Source organism: Stenotrophomonas sp. SORGH_AS_0321 (assembly GCF_031453215.1).
GTDB lineage: Bacteria > Pseudomonadota > Gammaproteobacteria > Xanthomonadales > Xanthomonadaceae > Stenotrophomonas > Stenotrophomonas chelatiphaga.
Genome location: NZ_JAVIZG010000001.1, coordinates 3,358,792 through 3,378,318, shown reverse-complemented (window position 1 = coordinate 3,378,318; position 19,527 = coordinate 3,358,792). Strand labels below are relative to the sequence as shown.

The following is a 19,527-nucleotide window of genomic DNA, read 5'->3' as shown; positions in this document are numbered from 1 at the left end:
CCGGGCAGGTAGCGCCGACCCATGGTCGGCGAGCGCAGCAGGACAGCAACAGCGTGACGACCAACGCAGCCTGTGTAACAAGTCCGACCTTGTCGGCCGATGGCGAAATTGTCGCCATTTTTCGCCCTGCTACGCGAGATCTGCATAGTTGCATGTCTGCCGGAGGTCCAGATCTCGCGTAGCTCGACCGGGCCCGGACTTGTTACACAGCCTGCAACGGTCGTCACCCACCACGGGCGGGCAAGCGTCTGACGACCAACGGTCGTCACTACCAGAGCAGCAGGCCGGTAGCGCCGACCCATGGTCGGCGAGCGCAGCGGTGCGTGGGTGCAGGCAATCCGCCGAGCACGGCTCGGCGCTATCAGGGCGATCGGGGCTTACGCCGGCTGGTCGTCCGGGGTGAAGTGGGGCATCGCCGCGGCGGCGCCCTCCTTCTCGGTGGAACGGCCGGCGAACTGGTTGGCGAAGCGCACGTGGCGCGCGAACGGTGCGTCCGGCGAATGCGCGATGGAGGCCACCAGCGCACCGTTGAAGGCATCACCGGCACCGGTGGTGTCGATGGCGTGCACCTGCTCGGCGCCGACGCGGTAATACGGCTGGCTGTCACCGCGCAGGGTGTCTTCATCGTGCGACACGAACACGCCCACTGCACCCAGCGTCACCACCACGGTGCCGCTGCCGACCAGCTTGCGGCACAGCGCGTGCAGGCTGGCCCCGTCCAGCGCGGCGACATCGTTGGGGTCGACGCGCTCGCCGACATGGCGGCTGAGCAGCGCGGCGAACTCGGTTTCATTCGGGGTGATGACATCGGCCAGCTTGAGCAGGCCGATGCTGGATGGCGCATCGGCCGGGGCGGCGTTGAGCACGGTGGTGACACCGGCTTCGCGCGCTACCGCCAGGGCGGCCTCGATGGTTTCCACCGGCGATTCCAGCTGCACCAGCACCACCTTGGCGCCGGCCAGCAGCGCCTGCTGCTGCTGCACGAAACCAATGCTCAGCGCCGCATTGGCACCGGGCCCGATGACGATGGTGTTGCGGCCGCGCGCATCGACGTAGATGCCGCCGGTGCCGGTCGGTTCGGTGCTCGCTTCGGCGCTCAGGGTGAAGCCGTCCTGGGCCGCCAGGCCGCGGGCCATGGCACCGCCGGCATCCTCGCCCAGCGCGCAGACGAAGGTGGTCTGCGCACCGGCGCGGCGCGCGGCCACGGCCTGGTTGAAGCCCTTGCCGCCGGGACCGGTGCTGTAGCGCCCGGCGATGGTCGCCCCGGGTGCGGGCAGTGCTTCACACCGCCACACATGATCGACATTGAAGGAACCGACGACGACGACGTTGCTGCTCATAGGAAAACGGTTCTCAGTGAAGCGCGGTGGTACCCGAGGGTATCAACCAAAGTGGGTCAGGACGCCGGCGATCGTGGCGGTCATGAAAGTGGCAATGGTACCGCCCAGCACGGCGCGCAGGCCGAACCGGGCCAGATCCTGGCGTCGTTCCGGGGCCAGGCCACCGATGCCGCCGATCTGGATCGCGATGGAGCTGAAGTTGGCGAAGCCGCACAGGGCGTAGGTGGCGATCAGCCGGCCTTCTTCGGACAGGGTCACGCCCGGTACCTGGCCGTTGATGATGCGCGACAGCTCGCTGTAGGCGACGAACTCGTTGATCACCACCTTCTGGCCGATCAGCGAGCCGACCGTGCTGGCATCGGCCCACGGGGTGCCGATCACCCAGGCGATCGGGGCCAGCAGGTAGCCGAAGATGGTGGACAGGTTGGTCGGGCGGCCGATCGCCGCGGCCAGGCCGGTCACATCACCGATCCAGGTCAGCGGGGCGTTCAGCAGCGCGATCAGCGCGATGAAGGCCAGCAGCATCGCGCCGATGTTCAGGGCCAGCCGCAGACCGTCGGCGGCGCCACCGGCGGCGGCGTCGATGATGTTGCTGGAGGTCTTCTCCACTTCCATCTTCACCGTACCGCGGGTCAGCGGGGTGCCGGTTTCCGGGATCAGCAGCTTGGCCACCACCAGCGTCGCCGGTGCGGCCATGATGCTGGCCGCCAGCAGGTGCTTGGCATAGAACGCCTGGGATTCCGGATCGCCGCCGCCGAGCATGCCGACGTAGGCAGCCAGCACGCCACCGGCGATATGGGCCATGCCGCCGATCATCATCGTCAGCAGCTCCGATTCGGTCATCCGCGAAATGTACGGACGCACCGTCAGCGGGGCTTCGGTCTGGCCGATGAACACGCTGGCACAGACGCTGGTGGTTTCGGCACCGGACACGCGCATCACCTTGGTGATCGCCAGGGCCATCACCCGCACGATCGCCTGCATCACGTTGAGGTGGTACAGCACGCCCATCAGCGCGGAGAAGAAGATGATGGTCGGCAGCACCTGGAAGGCGAAGATGAAGCCGTAGCTTTCCACGTTCATCAAGGAGCCGAAGATGAAGCCGGAGCCTTCGTTGACGAAGCTCAGCACCTTCACGAAGCCATGGCCGAGCGCATCGAACACGTCGCGGCCACCCGGCACCAGCAGCACCACGGCGGCGAACGCGATCTGCAGCAGCAGGCCGGTCGCCACCAGCTTCCAGTCCACCGCGCGCTTGTTGTTGGAGAACAGCCAGGTAATGCCGATGAGCACCGCCAGACCAAACAGGCCGAAGCCGATCCTGCCCAAACCTTCGACCATGTTGAATCCCCTGAGGGCACCGCGAAAAACGGGAAGCCTAGAGCAGGGCAGGGGCCGGGGCAAGGAAAAGCGCGCAGCGGGGGGCGATCAGCGCCGATACGCGCTGTATTGACAAGGGATGCAGGCGACGCGGCGCGGTTAGAATGAACCCCCTTCCGGCCCGATCTGCGGGCCTGCAGCAGGAGTTGTGCATGCTTTACCGCCGCCTTGGAACCTCCGGGTTGAAGCTTTCCGCGCTGTCCTTCGGCGCCTGGGTCACCTTTGGCAGCCAGGTGGCCCGGGACCAGGCGCGCAACCTGGTCGCGGCGGCCTGGGACAACGGGATCAACTTCTTCGACAACGCCGAGGGCTATGCCAACGGCCGCGCCGAGCAGGTGATGGGCGATGTGATTGCCGACCTGCGGCTGCCTCGCGACGGCTTCTGCGTGTCCAGCAAGGTGTTCTTCGGCAGCGCGGCGGACCCGGCGCCCACCCAGCGCGGGCTGTCGCGCAAGCATGTGACCGATGCCTGCCATGCGGCGCTGAAACGGCTGCGGGTGGACTACCTGGACCTGTACTACTGCCACCGTCCCGACGCGGATACCCCGATCACCGAGACCGTGCACGCCATGGACACTCTGGTCCGGCAGGGCAAGGTGCTGTACTGGGGCACCTCGGAATGGTCGGCGATGCAAATCCAGGAAGCGCTGGACGTCGCCCGTCGGCACAACCTGCAGGGCCCGACGATGGAGCAGCCGCAGTACAACCTGCTGCACCGCGACCGGGTGGAACGCGAGTACGCCCCCCTGTATGCCGAGGCCGGACTGGGCACCACGACCTTCTCGCCGCTGGCGTCGGGCCTGCTGACCGGCAAGTACAACGACGGCTTCCCCGCCGGTTCGCGGCTGGGGCTGGACGACATGGCCTGGCTGCAGGACATCGTGCTGGGTGCGGACGGCGCAGCGCGGTTGCAGCAGGTGCGGCGCTACACCGCACTGGCGGCCGGGCTGGGCGTCGCCCCGGCCACCCTGGCCATCGCCTGGTGCCTGCGCAATCCGAACGTGTCCAGCGTGATCCTGGGCGCCAGCCGGGTCGAGCAGCTGCTGCAGAACCTGCAGGCGCTTGAGCTGGTGGATGCGCTGGACGAGGAGGTCTGGGGCCAGGTGGAAGCGGTGTTCGCCTGATACAGGGCACGCGGGGCCTTGCTCGGCGGTGTGCAGGTGCCCGCCGAGCGGGGCTCGGCGCTGCCTTCGATAGTTTTGATCTATTGAAAATTACAATCCAATCATCAATGCCATCAATCAATTTGAGAATGGGTGTTGATTGCGAACTGAGAATCGTTATCATTTGAGTCGTCCCTCGCACCGAGTCCAGACGATGAATGCTCAAGCAGTGCTGCTTCGTCCCGAAACCCTGACCCTCCGTGACCGCCCGGTCCGTGCCGTGCCCGCCGAGGAAGTGATCGACAGCGAGGTCCTGCTGAAAGGGCGTCGCGAGATCCTCATCCAGCATGGTGACCGCTTCTACCGGCTGCGCCATACCAGCAACGACAAGTTGATCCTGACCAAGTAAACGGGTCGGCCGCTCTCCTCCCGGATGCAGCGCCGCGTTACCGCGCGACGCGGTCCACACGGCGCCGCCCCTCCTGTCTCTCTCCCCCTCGGTCTTCCGGCCAGCGTCTTCGGACGGTGGTGGCGGCCCCGGGGGATCCCTTCGCACGACCACGTGCACGACACGGTGATCCCATGAGCAGAGCCTTGTCCGCAGTACGCGCCAGCATGCCGCGCGGCCTGCCGTTATCGCAGGCCATCGGCCGGCCCACGGCCAGCCAGCTGGCATCGTTGGGCACCGTGTTGTGCCTGTACCGCGCCGACAGCAATGAGCTGGTCGGCTGGCAGGATGCGGTCTCCGCCCACGCCTGCCAGGGCCTGGACAGTGAAGGCGTGCGCGAAAGCCTGTGCTTCACCGACGCGCGTGGTCGCTGCTGCTGGCGGCTGTACCTGTTGCCGGACAGCGATTTCCTCGCATGGGACCGGCTGGTCGCCGGGCTGGCGATACGCCCGGCCGGCAGCGATGACGCCAGTGTCGGCGAGCGCCTGTGGCGGCGCCTGGCCGGAAGCCTGGGCGGGCAGCGCTGGCGCATGTGCGCGGTGCAGCTGCACGCAGTGGAGCAGGGCAGTGGGCTGGCGGCAAGCCTGGCCCCGCTGTCATCGCTGGGCAGTGCAACCGCACGGCGCATCGCACGTCTTGAAAGCGCGGACGGCACCGCTGATTCGCCGCCATCTGCGATGCACGCCTGAGGCGTGCCCGCTCATTCCTTGAACATCAGCAGGGCAGCGACCACGATCAGCACGAAGGCGGCGTAGTGGTTCCACTTCAGCGGCTGGTCCAGGTAGAACGCGGAGAACACCGCGAACACCACCAGGGTGATCACTTCCTGCATGCCCTTGAGCTGCGGTGCGGAATACACCGCACTGCCCAGGCGGTTGCCGGGAACCTGCAGGCAGTACTCGAAGAACGCGATTCCCCAGCTGATCAGGATCACCGTCATCAACGGTGCGCTCTTGAACTTCAGGTGCCCATACCAGGCGAAGGTCATGAAGATGTTGCTGCCCAGGAGCAGCAGCACGGGGTAGAGGTACTGGGCCATGTCGATCACGCCGGTGGGGTCGGCGGATTATGCGCCTGCGGCGTGCGCGACAGGTCAACGGCTCCTATTCGCCGAGCGCGCTGCCGTGGGTCAAGGTCTCCCAGAGAAAATGAAAATCCCCTTGGCTGGGGCGATGCCCGGCCAGCCAGGCAGCGGTGTGCGGCAGTGCTTTTCCCAGCCGTCCGGCGAAATGGGAATAGCCGATCTCCAGGGTGCCGCGCACATCCGATACCAGCTTGCCCTTGCACAGCCACGCCGGCACCACCGGCCGCGCCAGCATGTCGGTGTGGAACTCCATCGCAGCGACCAGTCGTTCGCCTTGCGCCTGGTACAGGCTGCCCCCCTGCAGGCGGTTGGTTTCCGCCGCGTTGAGGTAGGCGGCCAGTCCATAGGCGGTATGCTCCAGGTCGCGGCAGGTTTCTTCTGCAAGGCCCGCGGCCATGACCGTCTGTCCGAACCACAGGGTTTCGATGGGGGTCGCGCAGGCGGGACGCGGCAACGGCGTAGCACCGTCCACCGGCAGATAGACATAGGTTGGCAGGCGGGTGTTCCAGTCGCCCACGGCGCGGTCATGGATATCGCGACGATCGGTGTAGATGCCCATGTTCATGCGTGCCTCGATGCCGCTGGCATGCCAGTTACCACCGGGGCACGGCCCCATGCGGTTGATGTCCGGCAGGTACTGCGCGATCAGCCAGTCGCCGAAGCGTCGGGCATCCGCTTCCGGCCACGCCGTGCTGGTGTGCCGGATCAGTTCGGCCGCACGTGTCCACAGCTGCGCCGTCCAGGACGCCTGCAGCGGCGCGTTGCTGTTGTGGTGGCCACCGGTCAGCGTGGTCGCCCACGCATCCATGATTTCCACCGCCTTGCGTGCATGCGCCGGCTCGCCCAGGTAAGCCCACAGCAGCGCATGCGTATACGCGGCCTTGGCGTCGTCGCGTTCGGGCTTGCAGCCGATGCTGGGTTTGTCGAAGGAACCACATTCCACCCGGACAAACGGTGTGGGGACATGCTCCAGCGATGCCAGCGGACTCTGCCGCATGGCAACCATCGCAGAGGTCTTGAGCGGATCTCCCGCCCGCAGCGCGTCCCGGGTTGCCTGCAGCGCGGACGCGTCGAGCAGGATGCCGGGATGGACGAAGGCCTGCCCATGGGCGCAGGCAGGCAACAACAGGGCGAGTGAGAGCAGCAGCACGGGCGCGCGCATCGGGGAAGTCTCCTTGAAGGAGTCTCCACGCTAACGGCGTGCGATCCCGCAACGCATAGGCGCAATGCGCGCCATCGTATCCGTGAACGCCCTCGAGGACACGGGGTCAGGACACGGGGTCAGAGTCCTTTCGCGAAGCGAAAGGACTCTGACCCCTGCCGTTGTTCTTTTTTCTACGCGGGTGGCGGCCACCGGAATCTGTCAGGGGTCCGGGTGGGTGGGCTATGCAGGACCGTCTGTTCGCATGGATGCGAACAGCGAGCCCCCATGGACGGGTTTACGGCGTGTCCTGCATAGCCCACCCACCCGGCCCCGGCCCGTAGCCAGCCACCAGCCACCCCCTGCAGCCTATGCCTCGCGCAACGCCAGCGCCGGCGGCGTATGCAGGATCCGCCGCGTGCCCCACCATCCGGCAAACACACTCAGCGCCACCCCGCACGCACCACCGGCCAGCAACCCCGGCCACGGCGGCAACAGCGCCAGCTCGAACACCTGCCGCGACACCACCACGCCGATGATCGCCGCCGCACCGACCGCAAGCGTCGCCGCCAGCAGCCCCAACGCGCCGAATTCCACCAGCACCGCACCGCGCAGCTGGCGCCGCGTGGCCCCCAGCGTGCGCAGCACCGCGCTGTCGTAACGCCGTTCACCGGCGGTCGACTGCAGCGCTGCCAGCAGCACCAGCACGCCGGCCAGCAGGCTGAAGCCCATCACCACCTGGATCGCCTGCGCGACCCGATCCATCACCTGCCGCACCTCGCTGATCAGTCCATCGATATCCAGCAGCGACAGGTTCGGCTGCTCGCGTACCAGCTGGCCCAGCCCGGCCGCCCTGGCGCGCGGCAGGTGGAAGGCCGAAATCAGGTTGTGCGGCGCATCGCCGACCGCATTGGCGTTGAGCAGCACGAAGAAGTTGACCCGGAAGCTGTTCCACTCGGCCTTGCGGATGCTGGTGATGGTGTAGTCACGCTGCTGCTCGCCGACCTGCAGCGTCACCCGGTCACCCAGTCTGGCGCCGTAACGGCGCGCCCAGCCTTCCTCCACCGAGGCTTCGGCGGCGGTGCTGTCGGCCGCCCAGAAGCGACCCTGCAGCAGCTGGTTGGCGGGCGGGAAGGTGGTGCGCCAGCTGAAGTTGAGCGGCCGGTTGCGGTCGTGGTCCGCATCGGCTGCCGGCTGCGCGCCAGTGTCCTGCGCCGCCTCCTGGTCATCACCACGGCGACGTGGCGCCTCACCGTTCAAGGCAAGCAGGCGACCGGTGGCGAACGGTTCCACGCTGGCATCTACCGCCCCCTGTGCGGTCAGCGCATCCAGCACGATCTGGCGCTGGTCCGGCTGGATGTTCATCAGGAAGTAGTTCGGCGTATCCGCCGGCAGGCGGTCGCGCCACTGCTGCAGCAGGCCCGGACCGACCACGGCCAGCATCAACAGCGAACACAGCGACAACGACAGCCCGACCAGCTGCATCACCGCCAGCGCGCGGCGGCGGGTCAGCGCCGCCAGCCCGAGCCGCCAATTGCCGTGCAGGCGATGCTGCAGCCCACGCACCAGCATCAGCAACGCGAAGCCACCGATGGCCGCCAGCAGCGCCAGCGCCGCCAGTCCGCCCAGAACCCACAGGGCCAGCTTGAGGTCACCGGTGACCTGCACCGTCAGCGCCAGGCTGGCCAGCAGTGCGCCGGCGTACACCAGCAGCGAGGTCGGCGGCAGGGTGGCGAAGCTGCGGTTGAGCACGCGCATCGGTGGCACGTTGCGCAGCCGCAGCAGCGGCGGCAAGCCGAAGCCGAGCAGCAGCAGCAGGCCGATGCCGGCCCCGGTCAGCGCCGGCATCGCCTGCGGCAGCGGCAGCCGCTGCGGCACCAGTCCGCCGAGGATCTGCACCAGCCCTTCCTGCGCTGCCATGCCGACCAGCACGCCGACCACACAGGCCGGGATTGCCATCAGCAGCAGTTGCAGCGCCAGACTGCCGAGGATGTCGCGCTGGCGCGCGCCGAGGCAGCGCAGCACGGCGACCTGGTCGATACGGCTCAATGCGAAACGATTGGCGGCCAGCGCGGTGGCGACGCCGGACAACAGCACCGCCAGCAAGGCGCTCAGCCCGAGGAAACGCCCCGCCAGCTGGAACGACTCACGCACCCCGCGCTGGGTGTCACCGACGCCGAGCAGGCGCAGTCCCTGCACGCGCGGCTGCAGCCACTGGCGGAACTGCGCGATGGCCTCGGGCTCGCCGACGAACATCGTGCGGTAGCTGATGCGGCTGCCCGGATCGAGCAGGCCGGTGCCTTCCACGTCAGCGCGGTTGACCAGCAGGGTGGGCGACAGAGTAAGCAGTTCGCTGGACGTATCCGGTTCGGATTCGATGCTGCCAGCCACCCGCAGCGTACCTGCGCCGAACTCCAGTTGATCGCCGATGCGCAGGTCCAGCGCCTGCAGCAGGCGTGGATCGGCGAAGGCTTCCCCGCGTGCCGGTGCGGCGGCGGCTTCGTTCAGTACGGCATCGGCACCGCTACGCACGCGCAGCTGGCCGCGCAGCGGGTAACCGGCTTCCACCGCCTTGATGGTGGCCATCTGGCTGGCTTCGCCATGGAACAGCACGCTGCCGAAGGCGGCGATGCGGGTGCTTTGCAGTCCGCGCCGGGTGCCTTCGGTGACCAGCTCGGCAGGCGCTTCGGCGCGCCCGCTGATGCCGAGGTCACCGCCGAGCATTTCGGCGGTGCTGTTGGCCAGCGCCAGGTTGACCCGGTCCACCAGCGTGCCGACCGCGGTCATCACCGCCACGCCCAGCACCAGCGCGGCGAACACCGTCAGCAGGTCGCCGGCCAGCGCTTCGCGGCGCAGCGAACGCAGCGCGTGGCGCAGCAGGTTCATGCGTCCGCTCCGTGCGTGACCTGCTGCAGGCGGCCGTTGTCGATGCGATGGATGAACTGGCAGCGCTGCGCCAGGCGCAGGTCGTGGGTGACCAGCACCAGGGTCGTTGCGCTGTCGGCATTCAACGCGAACAGCAGGTCGCTGATGTGCTGGCCGGTGGCCTGGTCCAGCGAGCCGGTGGGTTCATCGGCGAACAGGATGCGCGGGCGTGCCACGAAGGCCCGCGCCAGCGCCACGCGTTGTTGTTCGCCGCCGGACAGCTGGCGTGGATAGTGCCGCGCGCGGTGTGACAGGCCGACGGCCTCCAACACCTGCTCGACCCGGGCTGGGTCTTCGCGTCCGGCCAGCTCCAGCGGCAGGGCGATGTTCTCTGCCGCGGTCAGCGCCGGCAGCAGGTGGAAGCTCTGGAACACGAAGCCGACTTCGCGCGCGCGCAGCTGGGCGCGGGCTTCTTCGTCCAGGCTGCCGAGCACGCTGCCGGCCAGGGTGATGCTGCCACGACTGGGCAGGTCCAGCCCGGCCAGCAGGCCGAGCAGGGTGGTCTTGCCGGAACCGGAGGCGCCGACGATCGCAACCGAGGTGCCTTCATGTACCGTCATGCTGATGTTGTCCAGTATGTGGACTTCACCCTCCGGGCCATGCACGGATTTGCCGACCTGGTCGACGGCGATGGCGACGGGCGCGCTGCGGGGGGACAGGCTGTCGATGAGGAGACTCCAATGCGCGTTACAGGACGAGGCCGGACGATCGGCCGGATGGGAATGCTGCTGGCATGGTTGCTGCTGTTGCCGGTGCTGGCGTGTGCCAAAGGTCAAGCAACGACCGTTCTGGTGCTCGGCGACAGCCTCAGTGCCGCCCACAATATCCCGGCCGGCAGCGGCTGGGTGGACCTGCTGGGCAAGCGGCTCAGCACCCGTTCGGGCTCGCCGGCACGGGTGGTCAACGCCAGCATGAGTGGGGAAACCACCGCCGGTGCGGCCACGCGCCTGCCCGGCCTGCTGGCGCGTGAGAAGCCCGGCGTGGTGGTCATCGCACTGGGGGGCAACGATGCACTGCGCGGACTGACCCCGGCACAGATCCGCGCCAACCTGGAGAAGATGATCGTGGCCAGCCAGCAGGGCGGCGCCAAGGTGCTGATGCTCGGCATCGATGTGCCGCCGAACTATGGCCCGGCGTACCGCCAGCGCCTGGCCGCGGTGTATCGCGCGCTGGCAGACCAGTACAAGGTGCCGCTGCTGCCGTTCCTGCTGGAAGGCGTCGCGCTGCAGCCGGGGATGATGCAGTCCGACGGCCTGCACCCCACCGCCAGCGCGCAGCCGAAGGTGCTGTCCAACGTCTGGCCGCTTCTGCAGCCGCTGCTCTGAAGCATTCAGCGAGCGTGTGCGTCCACTTCACGCCGCGTGCACCGTCGATCCGGCATGTTTCACAAAGCTGAAGTTAGAGGGAAGACCATGCGTCAGACGAAGGAAACCTCCGGCCTTGTTCTGGTCGTCGAGGACAACCGCAATATCTCCGAAATGATCGGTGAGTATCTGGAAGGCCGTGGTTTCGAGGTCGACTATGCCCAAGACGGCTTGGACGGTTATCGTCTGGCGGCTGAGAACAGCTACGACGTGGTCGTGCTGGACCTGATGCTGCCGCGCCTGGACGGCATCGAAGTCTGCCGCCGCCTGCGCAACGATGCCCGCAAGTCCACGCCGGTGCTGATGCTGACCGCGCGTGACACGCTGGACGACAAGCTGACCGGCCTGGGCTTCGGCGCGGACGATTACCTGACCAAGCCGTTCGCCATCCAGGAACTGGAAGCACGCCTGCGCGCCCTGATCCGTCGTGAGCGCCGGCAGGTGGGTTCGGAAGTGCTGAAGGTCGCCGACCTGGTGCTGGATCCGGTCAGCATGCGCGCCACCCGCGCCGGCACCGAACTGCAGCTGTCGCCGATCGGCCTGCGCCTGCTGACCATCCTGATGCGCGAATCGCCGCGCGTGGTTACCCGCCAGGAAATCGAGCGCGAGATCTGGGGCAATGGGCTGCCGGATTCGGACACCCTGCGCAGCCATCTGTACAACCTGCGCAAGATCATCGACAAGCCGTTCGACCGTCCGCTGCTGCACACCGTGCAGAGCGCCGGCTACCGCATCGCCGATATCGCCCAGCCGATGGGCTGACATCGTCGTCATGGTCCCCGTGCAGGCCGCCGCCGGCCCCTGCACGGGGGACTGACGCACCCGCTGCCTATACTCGGCGCGGCCATCTTCCGTAGTGATCCCCCTGATGCCGCACGGCCTGCCGCGCAAGATACGTATCGCCTTCATCCTGCAGGCCGTGCTGGCCAGCCTTGGCATACTCCTTGGTGCATGGCTGGTATCGCTGGTGATCAAGCACAGCCTGGTCAGTGCCGCCCTGCGCGAAGAAGCGACCTACTATTGGACGCTGCACGAGGCCTCGCCCACCCAGCCGCCGCCCAATACGCACAACATCCGCGGCTACCTGGTGGAAACCGGGCGCTCCAGCCTGTCGCTGCCGGCCAACCTGCGTGATCTCCCCGCCGGCTTCCATGAGCTGCGCGGCGACGACCAGCTGGTCTGGGTGGACGTGCGTCCGCAAGGTCGGCTGTACCTGGTGTTCCTGCGCTCACGCGCGGAGATGCTGGCGTTCTGGTTCGGCATCGTCCCGGTGCTGCTGACCCTGCTGGCCGTATACGGCGCCAGCTGGGTGACCTACCGCGCTTCCAAACGACTGGTGTCGCCGGTCAACTGGCTGGCGCGCCGGGTATCGCGATGGGACCCGGGCAAGCCGCAGGCCAGCGACCTGGACCCGCAGAAGCTGCCCGCCGACATGCAGGGCGAGACCCGGCAGCTGGCCGCGGCGCTGCATTCGCTGGCCAACCGGGTCACCGAAAACGTCGCGCGCGAGCGCAATTTCACCCGCGATGCCAGCCATGAGCTGCGCACTCCGCTCACCGTGATCCGGGTCGCCAGTGACATGGCGCTGGCCGATGAAACCGCATCGCCGCGCCAGCAGCGCAGCCTGCAGCGGATCCAGCGCGCCGGCCGCGAGATGGAGGCGGTGATCGATGCCTTCCTGATCCTGGCGCGCGAGGCCGATGTCGAGCCGCAGATGGAGATGTTCGACGTGGTGGAGGTGGTGCGCCATGAAGTGGACACTGCCACCGAATTGATGGTCGATCGCCCGGTGCACGTGGAGCTGCATTCCAGCGGCGTGGTCGAGCTGCATGGTCCGCCGCGGGTGCTGCAGGTAGTGGTCAGCAACCTGGTGCGCAACGCCTGCAACTACACCGACGAAGGCCGCGTGGACGTGTTCGTCGAACACGACCGGGTGCGCGTGCACGATACCGGCATCGGCATGTCCCCCGAGGCGTTGGAGAAGGCCTTCGAGCCGTTCTACCGCGCCGAGCCGGACCGCCCGCAGGGCACCGGGCTGGGCCTGTCGATCGTGCGCCGGCTGTGCGACCGCTTCGGCTGGCAGGTGACCCTGACCAGCCAGCCGGGCAAGGGCACCGAAGCGACCGTCATCTTCCGCTGAACCGCGACGCGGGCAGGCGGGCGCGGCCGTCACGCCCCCGGGGACGGGGGGCGCCAAGTCATGCCATGCCCGGCGAGCGAAGCGGCCGCTGCAATCATGACGGCCAGCGGCCGTCACTACCGGGCCAGCGGCCGTCACGCCGCCCGGCGGGCGGTTCAGTCGCAGTGGACCTTCGGCGCCAGCGCGTTGGTCCAGATCGCATACCCGGCCGGGGTCATGTGCAGCATGTCCTCGCGGAACAGGGCCGGATCCGGCTGGCCGTCGCGGCCCAGCATCGGCGTGTAGATGTCGGTGTAGCCGGTCTTCGGCAGTGAGGCCAGCGCGCTGCGGATCATCGCATTGGCTTCAATGATGCCCGGCAGCAGGTGCGCACGCGATGGGCTCGGCTTGATGGAAATGTACTCCACCGTCGTCGACGGCAGATCGCGGTGCACGCGGCCGACGAAGGCGATGACATCGTCACGTACCTGGGCCGGCGTACGGCCACTGTTGAGGTCGTTGTCACCGGCGTACAGGAACACCTTGCACGGGGCGTACGGCACCACGATGCGGTCGGCGTAATACGTGCTGTCACGCACTTCCGAACCGCCGAAGCCGCGGTTGATCACCGGCTTGCCCGGGAAATCGGCGGCCAGGCTGTCCCACATCCGGATCGAGGAGCTGCCGACGAATTCGATGCCGCCGCGCGGCGGCGGGCTGGCTTGGTCGGCCTTGGCGAAGGCAGCCATGTCACCGGCCCAGGCTACGTTGGAGACTTCTTCAGGCACCTGCGCAGGCCGCGGCTGCGACAGCGCGTGGGCGAAGCCGGCGGTGGACAGGCCGAGGGCGAGGGCGAGCAGCAGCGGGCGGCGTGGCAGGTTCATCAGGATCTCCAGCGGGTTGCAGCCTTGGATGATAACGGCGCGGGAGGGCCCTTGCCGGCTGCGGCGGGGTGCCAGGCGTGGCCTTATGGCAAAATAGCGGCCTGCTGCCCACCCTGGCTTTACATGACCGTCCGCTCCCTGTCCCTGCGGTTGCCTTGTTGCGACCTGATCGCCAGCGCTCCCGCCGGAGCACGCTGCCATGGCTGACCAGTTCGGCCACATGCCGCGTGGACCGCGTCGCATCCTGCAGGCCGCGCGCTGGTCGTGGCAGGGTCTGCGTGCGGCCTGGCTGCACGAGTCCTCGTTCCGGCTGGAAGCCTGGTTGCTGCTGCTGTTCACCCCGGTGGCGCTGTGGCTGGGTGACAGTGCGATCGAGCGCATCCTGATGATCGGCTCGATGCTGCTGGTGCTGGCCACCGAGCTGCTGAATTCGGCCATCGAAGCGGTCATCGAGCGCTATGGTCCCGAAATCCACGAACTGGCCGGTCGTGCCAAGGACATGGGCTCGGCCGCGGTGTTCGTGCTGATGATGAATGTACTGCTGTGCTGGGGGCTGATCCTGGTCCCCCGCTTGTTCTGACCCCTCTCCCGACTTACTGCGAAGACCCCCCATGGCATTTGTTGAACTGCTCTCCGATCCGAACGTCTGGTTGACCCTGCTCACCCTGAGTGCGCTGGAAATCGTGCTCGGCATCGACAACCTGGTGTTCATTTCCATCGCGGTCAGCAAGCTGCCCGAAGCGCGCCGCCCGTTCGCGCGCAAGCTTGGCATCGCGGTGGCCTGCATCACCCGCATACTGCTGCTGGTGTCGCTGGCCTACCTGGCGCACATGGAAGCGAACCTGTTCACCGTGGCCGGCATGGGCATTTCCATCCGTGACCTGGTGCTGATCCTCGGCGGCCTGTTCCTGATCATCAAGGGCGGCATGGAGATCCGCGAGCTGATCACCGGCGGTGAGGATGAAGATCCGACCACCACCAAGGCGTCGGCGGTGTTCGGCATGGTGATCCTGCAGATCGCGATCATCGACATCGTGTTCTCGCTGGACTCGGTCATCACCGCCGTCGGCATTGCCGACCACGTGCCGGTGATGGTGGCGGCGATCCTGCTGTCGGTGGCGGTGATGCTGCTGGCGGCCAACCCGCTGGGTCGTTTCATCGATGCCAACCCGACGGTGAAGATGCTGGCGCTGGCCTTCATCCTGCTGATCGGCGCGGTGCTGATCCTGGATGGCCTGGACGTGCATGTGCCCAAGCCGTACATCTACGCGGCGATGGGGTTCTCGGTGCTGGTGGAATGGTTGAATCTGCTGATGCGCCGTCGCGCGGTGGCCCATCAGGTGCCGGGTGCCGGCAACTGGTGATGGGTCGGGGTTGCCGGGCCGCAGGCCCGGCTGCCCGCTTTTGGAGCAACGTCAACGTCAACGTCAACGTCAAGAGCTGCAGGGCTGCGTGGTGGCGGGGCGGGGTGGGTTGGCGGGGGACGGCAAGAGCCGCTCCTGCGGGCCTCGTTTCGCGCCATCCATGGCGCTCAACGCCCCCGCCAACCCACCCCGCCCCACCTTCGACAGGTCCATGGTGGCCATGGAACATGCGGGCCTGGTAGCGCCGACCCATGGTCGGCGGATGTCGAGGGAAAAGGGGTTTGATGGTTTCCGCCGACCATGGGTCGGCGCTACCGCTTTTTCTTTTTTCTTTTTCCGCGGCTGGCGGCCCCCGGGACCTGTCAGGGCGCCGGGCGGGTGGGCCATGCAGGACCGTCTGTTCGCATGGATGCGAACAGCGAGCCCCCATGGACGGGTTTACGGCGTGTCCTGCATGGCCCACCCGGCCGGCGCCAACCCGGCTGCCGTAAGCCAGCCACCCGCGAGGGGGTTCCACCCGTTCGACCACCCCCACGGCAACCCATTCACCTGGAACATGCGATGCTCCGGCTTCCAACACCCCGTGGAGCCCGGCCATGCGCCTGCTGACCCGCCTCATCCCCTTGCTCCTGCTGGCTTCCCTGTTGTCCGGCTGCGGCTACAACGCCATCCAGCAGAAGGACGAATCGGTCAAGGCCAGCTGGGCCGAAGTGCTCAACCAGTACAAGCGCCGCGCCGACCTGGTGCCCAACCTGGTCAATACCGTGCAGGGCTTCGCCACCCAGGAACGCCAGGTGCTGACCGAAGTCACCGAAGCCCGTTCGCGGGTCGGCCAGATCAATGTGAACGCCGATGACGAAGCGTCGCTGCGCCAGTTCCAGCAGGCCCAGGGTGAGCTCGGCAGTGCGCTGTCGCGGCTGCTGGTGGTCACCGAGAACTATCCGGTGCTGAAGTCCGATGCCAATTTCCGCGACCTGCAGGCGCAGCTGGAAGGCACCGAGAACCGCATCACCGTGGCCCGTGGCCGCTACATCCAGCAGGTGCAGGACTACAACACCTACATCCGCTCGTTCCCACAGGTAGTGACCGCCAAGATCTTCGGTTACCAGGTCAAGCCGAACTTCACGGTGGAAAACGAAGCGCAGATTTCCAACGCCCCGGAAGTGAAGTTCAACACCGGTGCGCCGGCCCCGCAGCAGCCGGCCCCGCAGCCGGCGCCGCAGCCGCAGCCGGGCAGCTGATCGATGCACCTGCGCCTGCTTGGCTGGTTGCTGCTGCTGTGCCTGCCGCTGGGTAGCCTGCACGCGCAGGAACTGGCGGCGATCCCGCAGCTGGATTCACCGGTGGTCGATACCACCGGCACCCTGGATGCCGCGCAGGTCCGCCAGCTGCAGCAGCAGGCGGTGGCGCTGCAGCAGCGCAAGGGCAGCCAGCTGCAGGTGCTGATCGTGCCCAGCACGCAGCCGGAAGACATCGCCCAGTACACCACCCGGGTTTTCGACCAGTGGCAGGTGGGCCGCAAGGGCGTGGATGACGGGGTGCTGCTGGGTGGTGGCCAAGGATGACCGGCGGGTGCGCATCGAACCGGGCTACGGCCTGGAAGGCGCGATCCCCGATGCGATCGCCAACCGCGTGATCCAGGAATACCTGGTGCCGTCGTTCCGCGCCGGTGACTATGCCGGTGGCATCACCGAGGCGTCCGGCGTGCTGGTCAAGCTGATCGACGGCGAGCCGCTGCCGGCACCGGTCAGCGCGCACCGCACCCAGCAGGGCGAGGGTGGGGGCGATGGGTGGATCTTAGCGGTGGTCATCGGCTTCTTCGTCGGTTCGATCCTGCGCGCCGTGCTCGGCCGCCTGCCGCGGCCGGTGCGTGGGCTGATCGCGGGGGGCGGCGCGGCCGTGGTGGCCTTCCTGTTCACTTCGTTGCTGCTGGCCAGCGGTATTGCCGGCTTCGTCGGGCTGCTGATGGCGGTCACCTCCGGGCACCCGGGCCGGTTCGCCGGCGGCGGCGGCTGGGGGGGCGGCAGCTGGGGCGGGGGCGGCGGATTCGGGGGCGGCGGTGGATTCGGCGGCGGCGGTGGCTGGGGCGGCGGCGGTGGCCGCTCCGGCGGCGGTGGCGCATCGGGAGGCTGGTGATGATCCAACGCGCGCTGCGCCATATCGTGTCCCCGTCGGTGCGGCGGACCTTTCCGCCCGCCACCCTGCAGGCGATTACCCAGGCCATCGCCGCCGGTGAGCAGCGCCACGGTGGACAGGTCATGTTCGCGGTGGAAGCCGACCTGCCGCTGGATGCGCTGTGGCGCGGGGTGACCGCGCGCCAGGCCGCTGAACGTGCCTTCGCGCACCTGCGCACCTGGGATACCGCGCACAACAACGGCGTGCTGATCTACCTGCTGCTGGCGGACCATGCCATCGAAATCGTCGCCGACCGCGGACTGCACGGCAGGGTCGCCGAAGCCGATTGGCAGCGGATCTGCGCCGCGCTGCGCGAAGGGCTGCGCGGAGGTGATCCCGCGGCGGCGCTGGTGATGGCGATCAATGACGTATCGACCCTGCTCGCCGGGCACTTTCCGCCGGGCGCGCGGTCAGACCAGGACGCCTTGCCGGATTGGCCGCAGATTCTGGGTTGAGCTGGGTGGAGTCCCGCTGGCGGCGCTAAAATAACCCGATCCCCGCAAGGCACCGTCCATGATCTATTTCCACGATATCGATCCCATCGCCATCTCGCTGGGGCCGATCCAGGTGCACTGGTACGGCATCATGTACCTGCTTGGCTTTGCCTCGGCCTGGTGGCTGGGCAAGCGCCGCATCGCCGCAGGGCGCCTGCCGGGCGTCAATGCCGACGGTTTTTCCGACCTGCTGTTCTACGCGATGCTCGGCGTGGTGGTGGGCGGGCGCGTGGGCTACATGCTGTTCTATGCGATGGGCGATTTCCTGTCCAACCCGCTGCTGCTGTTCAAGGTGTGGGACGGCGGCATGAGCTTCCACGGCGGCCTGCTGGGCGTGCTCGCGGCCAGCTGGTGGTGGTCGCGCCGGCACCGCCTGCACTTCTTCGACACCATGGATTTCGTCGCGCCGCTGGTGCCGCTGGGGCTGGGCTTCGGCCGCGTGGGCAACTTCATCGGCGATGAGCTGTGGGGCAAGTTCACCGACGGCAGCTGGGGCGTGGTGTTCCCGTCGGGGCTGCCCGCGCCGCTGGCGCAGCTCGACACCGCCACGCTGAAGGCGGAGTTCGCCGCCGGTGCGCTGAACCAGTACGCACGCCATCCTTCGCAGCTGTATGAGGCCTTCCTGGAAGGCCTGGTGATGTTCGCGGTGCTGTGGGCGGTGTCGGCCAAGCCGCGCAACCGTTACCTGGTGTCCGGCCTGTTCGCGCTGATGTACGGCCTGTTCCGCTTCGCGGTGGAGTTCGTGCGGATGCCGGACAACGGCGTCTACGTGGCCTTCGACTGGCTGACCCGTGGGCAGATCCTGAGCCTGCCGCTGGTGGCGCTGGGCCTGGTGCTGCTGTGGATGTCCCATCGCGCGCCGGTGCTGCAGCCGGTGCTGCCGGTTGCCCCGGCCGGAGCCAAGCCATGAAGCCCTACCTGGACCTGCTGCGGCACGTGCTGGAACACGGCGCGGAGAAGAGCGACCGTACCGGTACCGGCACGCGCAGCGTGTTTGGTTGGCAGATGCGCTACAACCTGGCCGACGGCTTCCCGTTGGTCACCACCAAGAAGCTGCACCTGCGTTCGATCATCCACGAACTGCTGTGGTTCCTGCAGGGCGACACCAACATCGCCTACCTGAAGGACAACCAGGTGCGGATCTGGGACGAGTGGGCCGATGAGAACGGTGATCTCGGCCCGGTCTACGGCAAGCAGTGGCGCAGCTGGGCGGCTGCCGATGGCCGGCAGATCGACCAGATGCAGTGGCTGGTGGAGGAGATCAAGCGCAATCCGGATTCGCGCCGGCTGGTGATCAGTGCCTGGAATGTCGGCGAGCTGCCGCAGATGGCGTTGATGCCCTGCCACAGCCTGTTCCAGTTCTACGTGGTGGACGGCAAGCTCAGCTGCCAGCTGTACCAGCGCAGTGGCGACATCTTCCTCGGGGTGCCGTTCAACATCGCCAGCTATGCGCTGCTGACCCACATGGTGGCGCAGGCCACCGGGCTGGGGGTGGGTGATTTCGTGCATACGCTGGGCGATGCCCACCTGTACTCGAACCATTTCGAGCAGGCCCGCGAGCAGCTGGCGCGCGAACCGCGCATGCTGCCAACGCTGTGGTTGAACCCGGAGGTCACCGATCTGTTCGGCTTCCGCTTCGATGACATCCGCATCGACGGCTACGATCCGCACCCGGCGATCAAGGCCCCGGTGGCGGTGTGAGTTCC

The 19,527-nt window shown here is 67.5% G+C and carries 19 protein-coding genes and 1 pseudogene; 13 read left to right on the top strand and 7 right to left on the bottom strand.

The window, feature by feature from the left end; translation table 11 throughout:
• Window positions 1–377 precede the first annotated feature (377 nt).
• Complete coding sequence (locus QE373_RS15290) at window positions 378–1,340, bottom strand: ribokinase (RefSeq protein WP_057507836.1); 963 nt, start codon at window positions 1,338–1,340, stop codon at window positions 378–380.
• 42 nt (window positions 1,341–1,382) lie between these two features.
• Window positions 1,383–2,681, bottom strand: a complete 1,299-nt coding sequence (locus QE373_RS15285; RefSeq protein ID WP_057507837.1) for a nucleoside transporter C-terminal domain-containing protein — start codon at window positions 2,679–2,681, stop codon at window positions 1,383–1,385.
• 191 nt (window positions 2,682–2,872) lie between these two features.
• On the opposite strand from QE373_RS15285, the gene QE373_RS15280 reads away from it, so the two are divergent.
• The 3 genes from QE373_RS15280 to QE373_RS15270 all read left to right on the top strand — a co-directional run bounded on the left by QE373_RS15280 (window position 2,873) and on the right by QE373_RS15270 (window position 4,960).
• Window positions 2,873–3,844, top strand: a complete 972-nt coding sequence (locus QE373_RS15280) for an aldo/keto reductase (protein WP_309688057.1) — start codon at window positions 2,873–2,875, stop codon at window positions 3,842–3,844.
• A 193-nt stretch (window positions 3,845–4,037) separates the two neighbouring features.
• A complete protein-coding gene (locus QE373_RS15275) occupies window positions 4,038–4,232 on the top strand; it encodes a hemin uptake protein HemP (RefSeq protein WP_309688054.1) in 195 nt (64 codons plus the stop codon).
• A 206-nt stretch (window positions 4,233–4,438) separates the two neighbouring features.
• Window positions 4,439–4,960 (top strand): Hemin transport protein, encoded by a 522-nt coding sequence (locus QE373_RS15270; protein ID WP_309689853.1) that lies wholly within the window; start codon window positions 4,439–4,441, stop codon window positions 4,958–4,960.
• A gap of 11 nt (window positions 4,961–4,971) precedes the next feature.
• On the opposite strand, the gene QE373_RS15265 is transcribed toward QE373_RS15270, so the two are convergent.
• The 4 genes from QE373_RS15265 to QE373_RS15250 all read right to left on the bottom strand — a co-directional run bounded on the left by QE373_RS15265 (window position 4,972) and on the right by QE373_RS15250 (window position 10,026).
• Complete coding sequence (locus QE373_RS15265) at window positions 4,972–5,310, bottom strand: DMT family protein (protein ID WP_309688051.1); 339 nt, start codon at window positions 5,308–5,310, stop codon at window positions 4,972–4,974.
• A 64-nt stretch (window positions 5,311–5,374) separates the two neighbouring features.
• Window positions 5,375–6,517 (bottom strand): alginate lyase family protein, encoded by a 1,143-nt coding sequence (locus tag QE373_RS15260; protein WP_309688049.1) that lies wholly within the window; start codon window positions 6,515–6,517, stop codon window positions 5,375–5,377.
• Between the two features lie 348 nt (window positions 6,518–6,865).
• Complete coding sequence (locus QE373_RS15255; protein WP_309688047.1) at window positions 6,866–9,382, bottom strand: FtsX-like permease family protein; 2,517 nt, start codon at window positions 9,380–9,382, stop codon at window positions 6,866–6,868.
• Entirely contained in the window at window positions 9,379–10,026 is a 648-nt protein-coding gene (locus QE373_RS15250) for an ATP-binding cassette domain-containing protein (protein WP_083492062.1), read from the bottom strand. Before QE373_RS15250 ends, QE373_RS15255 begins: the two co-directional genes overlap by 4 nt.
• Before the next feature lie 75 nt (window positions 10,027–10,101).
• On the opposite strand from QE373_RS15250, the gene QE373_RS15245 reads away from it, so the two are divergent.
• The 3 genes from QE373_RS15245 (at window position 10,102) to QE373_RS15235 (ending at window position 12,925) form a co-directional block, all read left to right on the top strand.
• Window positions 10,102–10,746 (top strand): arylesterase, encoded by a 645-nt coding sequence (locus QE373_RS15245; RefSeq protein WP_309688039.1) that lies wholly within the window; start codon window positions 10,102–10,104, stop codon window positions 10,744–10,746.
• A gap of 87 nt (window positions 10,747–10,833) precedes the next feature.
• Window positions 10,834–11,547: a response regulator transcription factor gene (locus QE373_RS15240; RefSeq protein WP_042613699.1), complete on the top strand. Its 714-nt coding sequence runs from the start codon at window positions 10,834–10,836 to the stop codon at window positions 11,545–11,547.
• Window positions 11,548–11,653: 106 nt separating this feature from the next.
• A complete protein-coding gene (locus QE373_RS15235; protein ID WP_309688035.1) occupies window positions 11,654–12,925 on the top strand; it encodes a HAMP domain-containing sensor histidine kinase in 1,272 nt (423 codons plus the stop codon).
• 155 nt (window positions 12,926–13,080) lie between these two features.
• Here QE373_RS15235 and QE373_RS15230 read toward each other — a convergent pair whose 3' ends face one another.
• Window positions 13,081–13,788, bottom strand: a complete 708-nt coding sequence (locus tag QE373_RS15230) for an SGNH/GDSL hydrolase family protein (RefSeq protein ID WP_309688030.1) — start codon at window positions 13,786–13,788, stop codon at window positions 13,081–13,083.
• A 199-nt stretch (window positions 13,789–13,987) separates the two neighbouring features.
• Between QE373_RS15230 and QE373_RS15225 the strand changes: the two genes are divergently transcribed.
• The 7 genes and pseudogenes from QE373_RS15225 to QE373_RS15195 all read left to right on the top strand — a co-directional run bounded on the left by QE373_RS15225 (window position 13,988) and on the right by QE373_RS15195 (window position 19,522).
• The gene (locus tag QE373_RS15225) at window positions 13,988–14,368 is read left to right on the top strand and encodes a diacylglycerol kinase (protein WP_042613702.1); all 381 of its coding nucleotides are present in this window, start codon (window positions 13,988–13,990) and stop codon (window positions 14,366–14,368) included.
• A 31-nt stretch (window positions 14,369–14,399) separates the two neighbouring features.
• The gene (locus QE373_RS15220; RefSeq protein ID WP_057687422.1) at window positions 14,400–15,152 is read left to right on the top strand and encodes a TerC family protein; all 753 of its coding nucleotides are present in this window, start codon (window positions 14,400–14,402) and stop codon (window positions 15,150–15,152) included.
• A 596-nt stretch (window positions 15,153–15,748) separates the two neighbouring features.
• Complete coding sequence (locus tag QE373_RS15215; protein ID WP_309688024.1) at window positions 15,749–16,393, top strand: LemA family protein; 645 nt, start codon at window positions 15,749–15,751, stop codon at window positions 16,391–16,393.
• Window positions 16,394–16,396: 3 nt separating this feature from the next.
• A pseudogene (locus tag QE373_RS15210) lies at window positions 16,397–17,288 on the top strand (TPM domain-containing protein).
• Window positions 17,288–17,782: a TPM domain-containing protein gene (locus QE373_RS15205; protein ID WP_309688021.1), complete on the top strand. Its 495-nt coding sequence runs from the start codon at window positions 17,288–17,290 to the stop codon at window positions 17,780–17,782. The pseudogene QE373_RS15210 and the gene QE373_RS15205 overlap by 1 nt, the downstream one beginning before the upstream one ends.
• A gap of 58 nt (window positions 17,783–17,840) precedes the next feature.
• Window positions 17,841–18,731: a prolipoprotein diacylglyceryl transferase gene (gene lgt, locus QE373_RS15200; RefSeq protein ID WP_123698676.1), complete on the top strand. Its 891-nt coding sequence runs from the start codon at window positions 17,841–17,843 to the stop codon at window positions 18,729–18,731.
• Window positions 18,728–19,522 (top strand): thymidylate synthase, encoded by a 795-nt coding sequence (locus QE373_RS15195; protein WP_309688018.1) that lies wholly within the window; start codon window positions 18,728–18,730, stop codon window positions 19,520–19,522. The genes lgt and QE373_RS15195 overlap by 4 nt, the downstream gene beginning before the upstream one ends.
• The last annotated feature ends 5 nt before the right edge of the window (window positions 19,523–19,527 follow it).

What these genes read in the sequence shown, in the direction of transcription:
- QE373_RS15265 (WP_309688051.1), bottom strand. Translation starts at nt 5,310, where the DNA reads ATGGCCCAGTACCTCTACCCCGTGCTGCTGCTCCTGGGCAGCAACATC.
- QE373_RS15195 (WP_309688018.1), top strand. Translation starts at nt 18,728, where the DNA reads ATGAAGCCCTACCTGGACCTGCTGCGGCACGTGCTGGAACACGGCGCG.
- lgt (WP_123698676.1), top strand. Translation starts at nt 17,841, where the DNA reads ATGATCTATTTCCACGATATCGATCCCATCGCCATCTCGCTGGGGCCG.
- QE373_RS15270 (WP_309689853.1), top strand. Translation starts at nt 4,439, where the DNA reads ATGCCGCGCGGCCTGCCGTTATCGCAGGCCATCGGCCGGCCCACGGCC.
- QE373_RS15240 (WP_042613699.1), top strand. Translation starts at nt 10,834, where the DNA reads ATGCGTCAGACGAAGGAAACCTCCGGCCTTGTTCTGGTCGTCGAGGAC.
- QE373_RS15220 (WP_057687422.1), top strand. Translation starts at nt 14,400, where the DNA reads ATGGCATTTGTTGAACTGCTCTCCGATCCGAACGTCTGGTTGACCCTG.
- QE373_RS15205 (WP_309688021.1), top strand. Translation starts at nt 17,288, where the DNA reads ATGATCCAACGCGCGCTGCGCCATATCGTGTCCCCGTCGGTGCGGCGG.
- QE373_RS15290 (WP_057507836.1), bottom strand. Translation starts at nt 1,340, where the DNA reads ATGAGCAGCAACGTCGTCGTCGTCGGTTCCTTCAATGTCGATCATGTG.
- QE373_RS15215 (WP_309688024.1), top strand. Translation starts at nt 15,749, where the DNA reads ATGCGCCTGCTGACCCGCCTCATCCCCTTGCTCCTGCTGGCTTCCCTG.
- QE373_RS15255 (WP_309688047.1), bottom strand. Translation starts at nt 9,382, where the DNA reads ATGAACCTGCTGCGCCACGCGCTGCGTTCGCTGCGCCGCGAAGCGCTG.
- QE373_RS15235 (WP_309688035.1), top strand. Translation starts at nt 11,654, where the DNA reads ATGCCGCACGGCCTGCCGCGCAAGATACGTATCGCCTTCATCCTGCAG.
- QE373_RS15280 (WP_309688057.1), top strand. Translation starts at nt 2,873, where the DNA reads ATGCTTTACCGCCGCCTTGGAACCTCCGGGTTGAAGCTTTCCGCGCTG.
- QE373_RS15225 (WP_042613702.1), top strand. Translation starts at nt 13,988, where the DNA reads ATGGCTGACCAGTTCGGCCACATGCCGCGTGGACCGCGTCGCATCCTG.
- QE373_RS15285 (WP_057507837.1), bottom strand. Translation starts at nt 2,681, where the DNA reads ATGGTCGAAGGTTTGGGCAGGATCGGCTTCGGCCTGTTTGGTCTGGCG.
- QE373_RS15245 (WP_309688039.1), top strand. Translation starts at nt 10,102, where the DNA reads ATGCGCGTTACAGGACGAGGCCGGACGATCGGCCGGATGGGAATGCTG.
- QE373_RS15275 (WP_309688054.1), top strand. Translation starts at nt 4,038, where the DNA reads ATGAATGCTCAAGCAGTGCTGCTTCGTCCCGAAACCCTGACCCTCCGT.
- QE373_RS15230 (WP_309688030.1), bottom strand. Translation starts at nt 13,788, where the DNA reads ATGAACCTGCCACGCCGCCCGCTGCTGCTCGCCCTCGCCCTCGGCCTG.
- QE373_RS15260 (WP_309688049.1), bottom strand. Translation starts at nt 6,517, where the DNA reads ATGCGCGCGCCCGTGCTGCTGCTCTCACTCGCCCTGTTGTTGCCTGCC.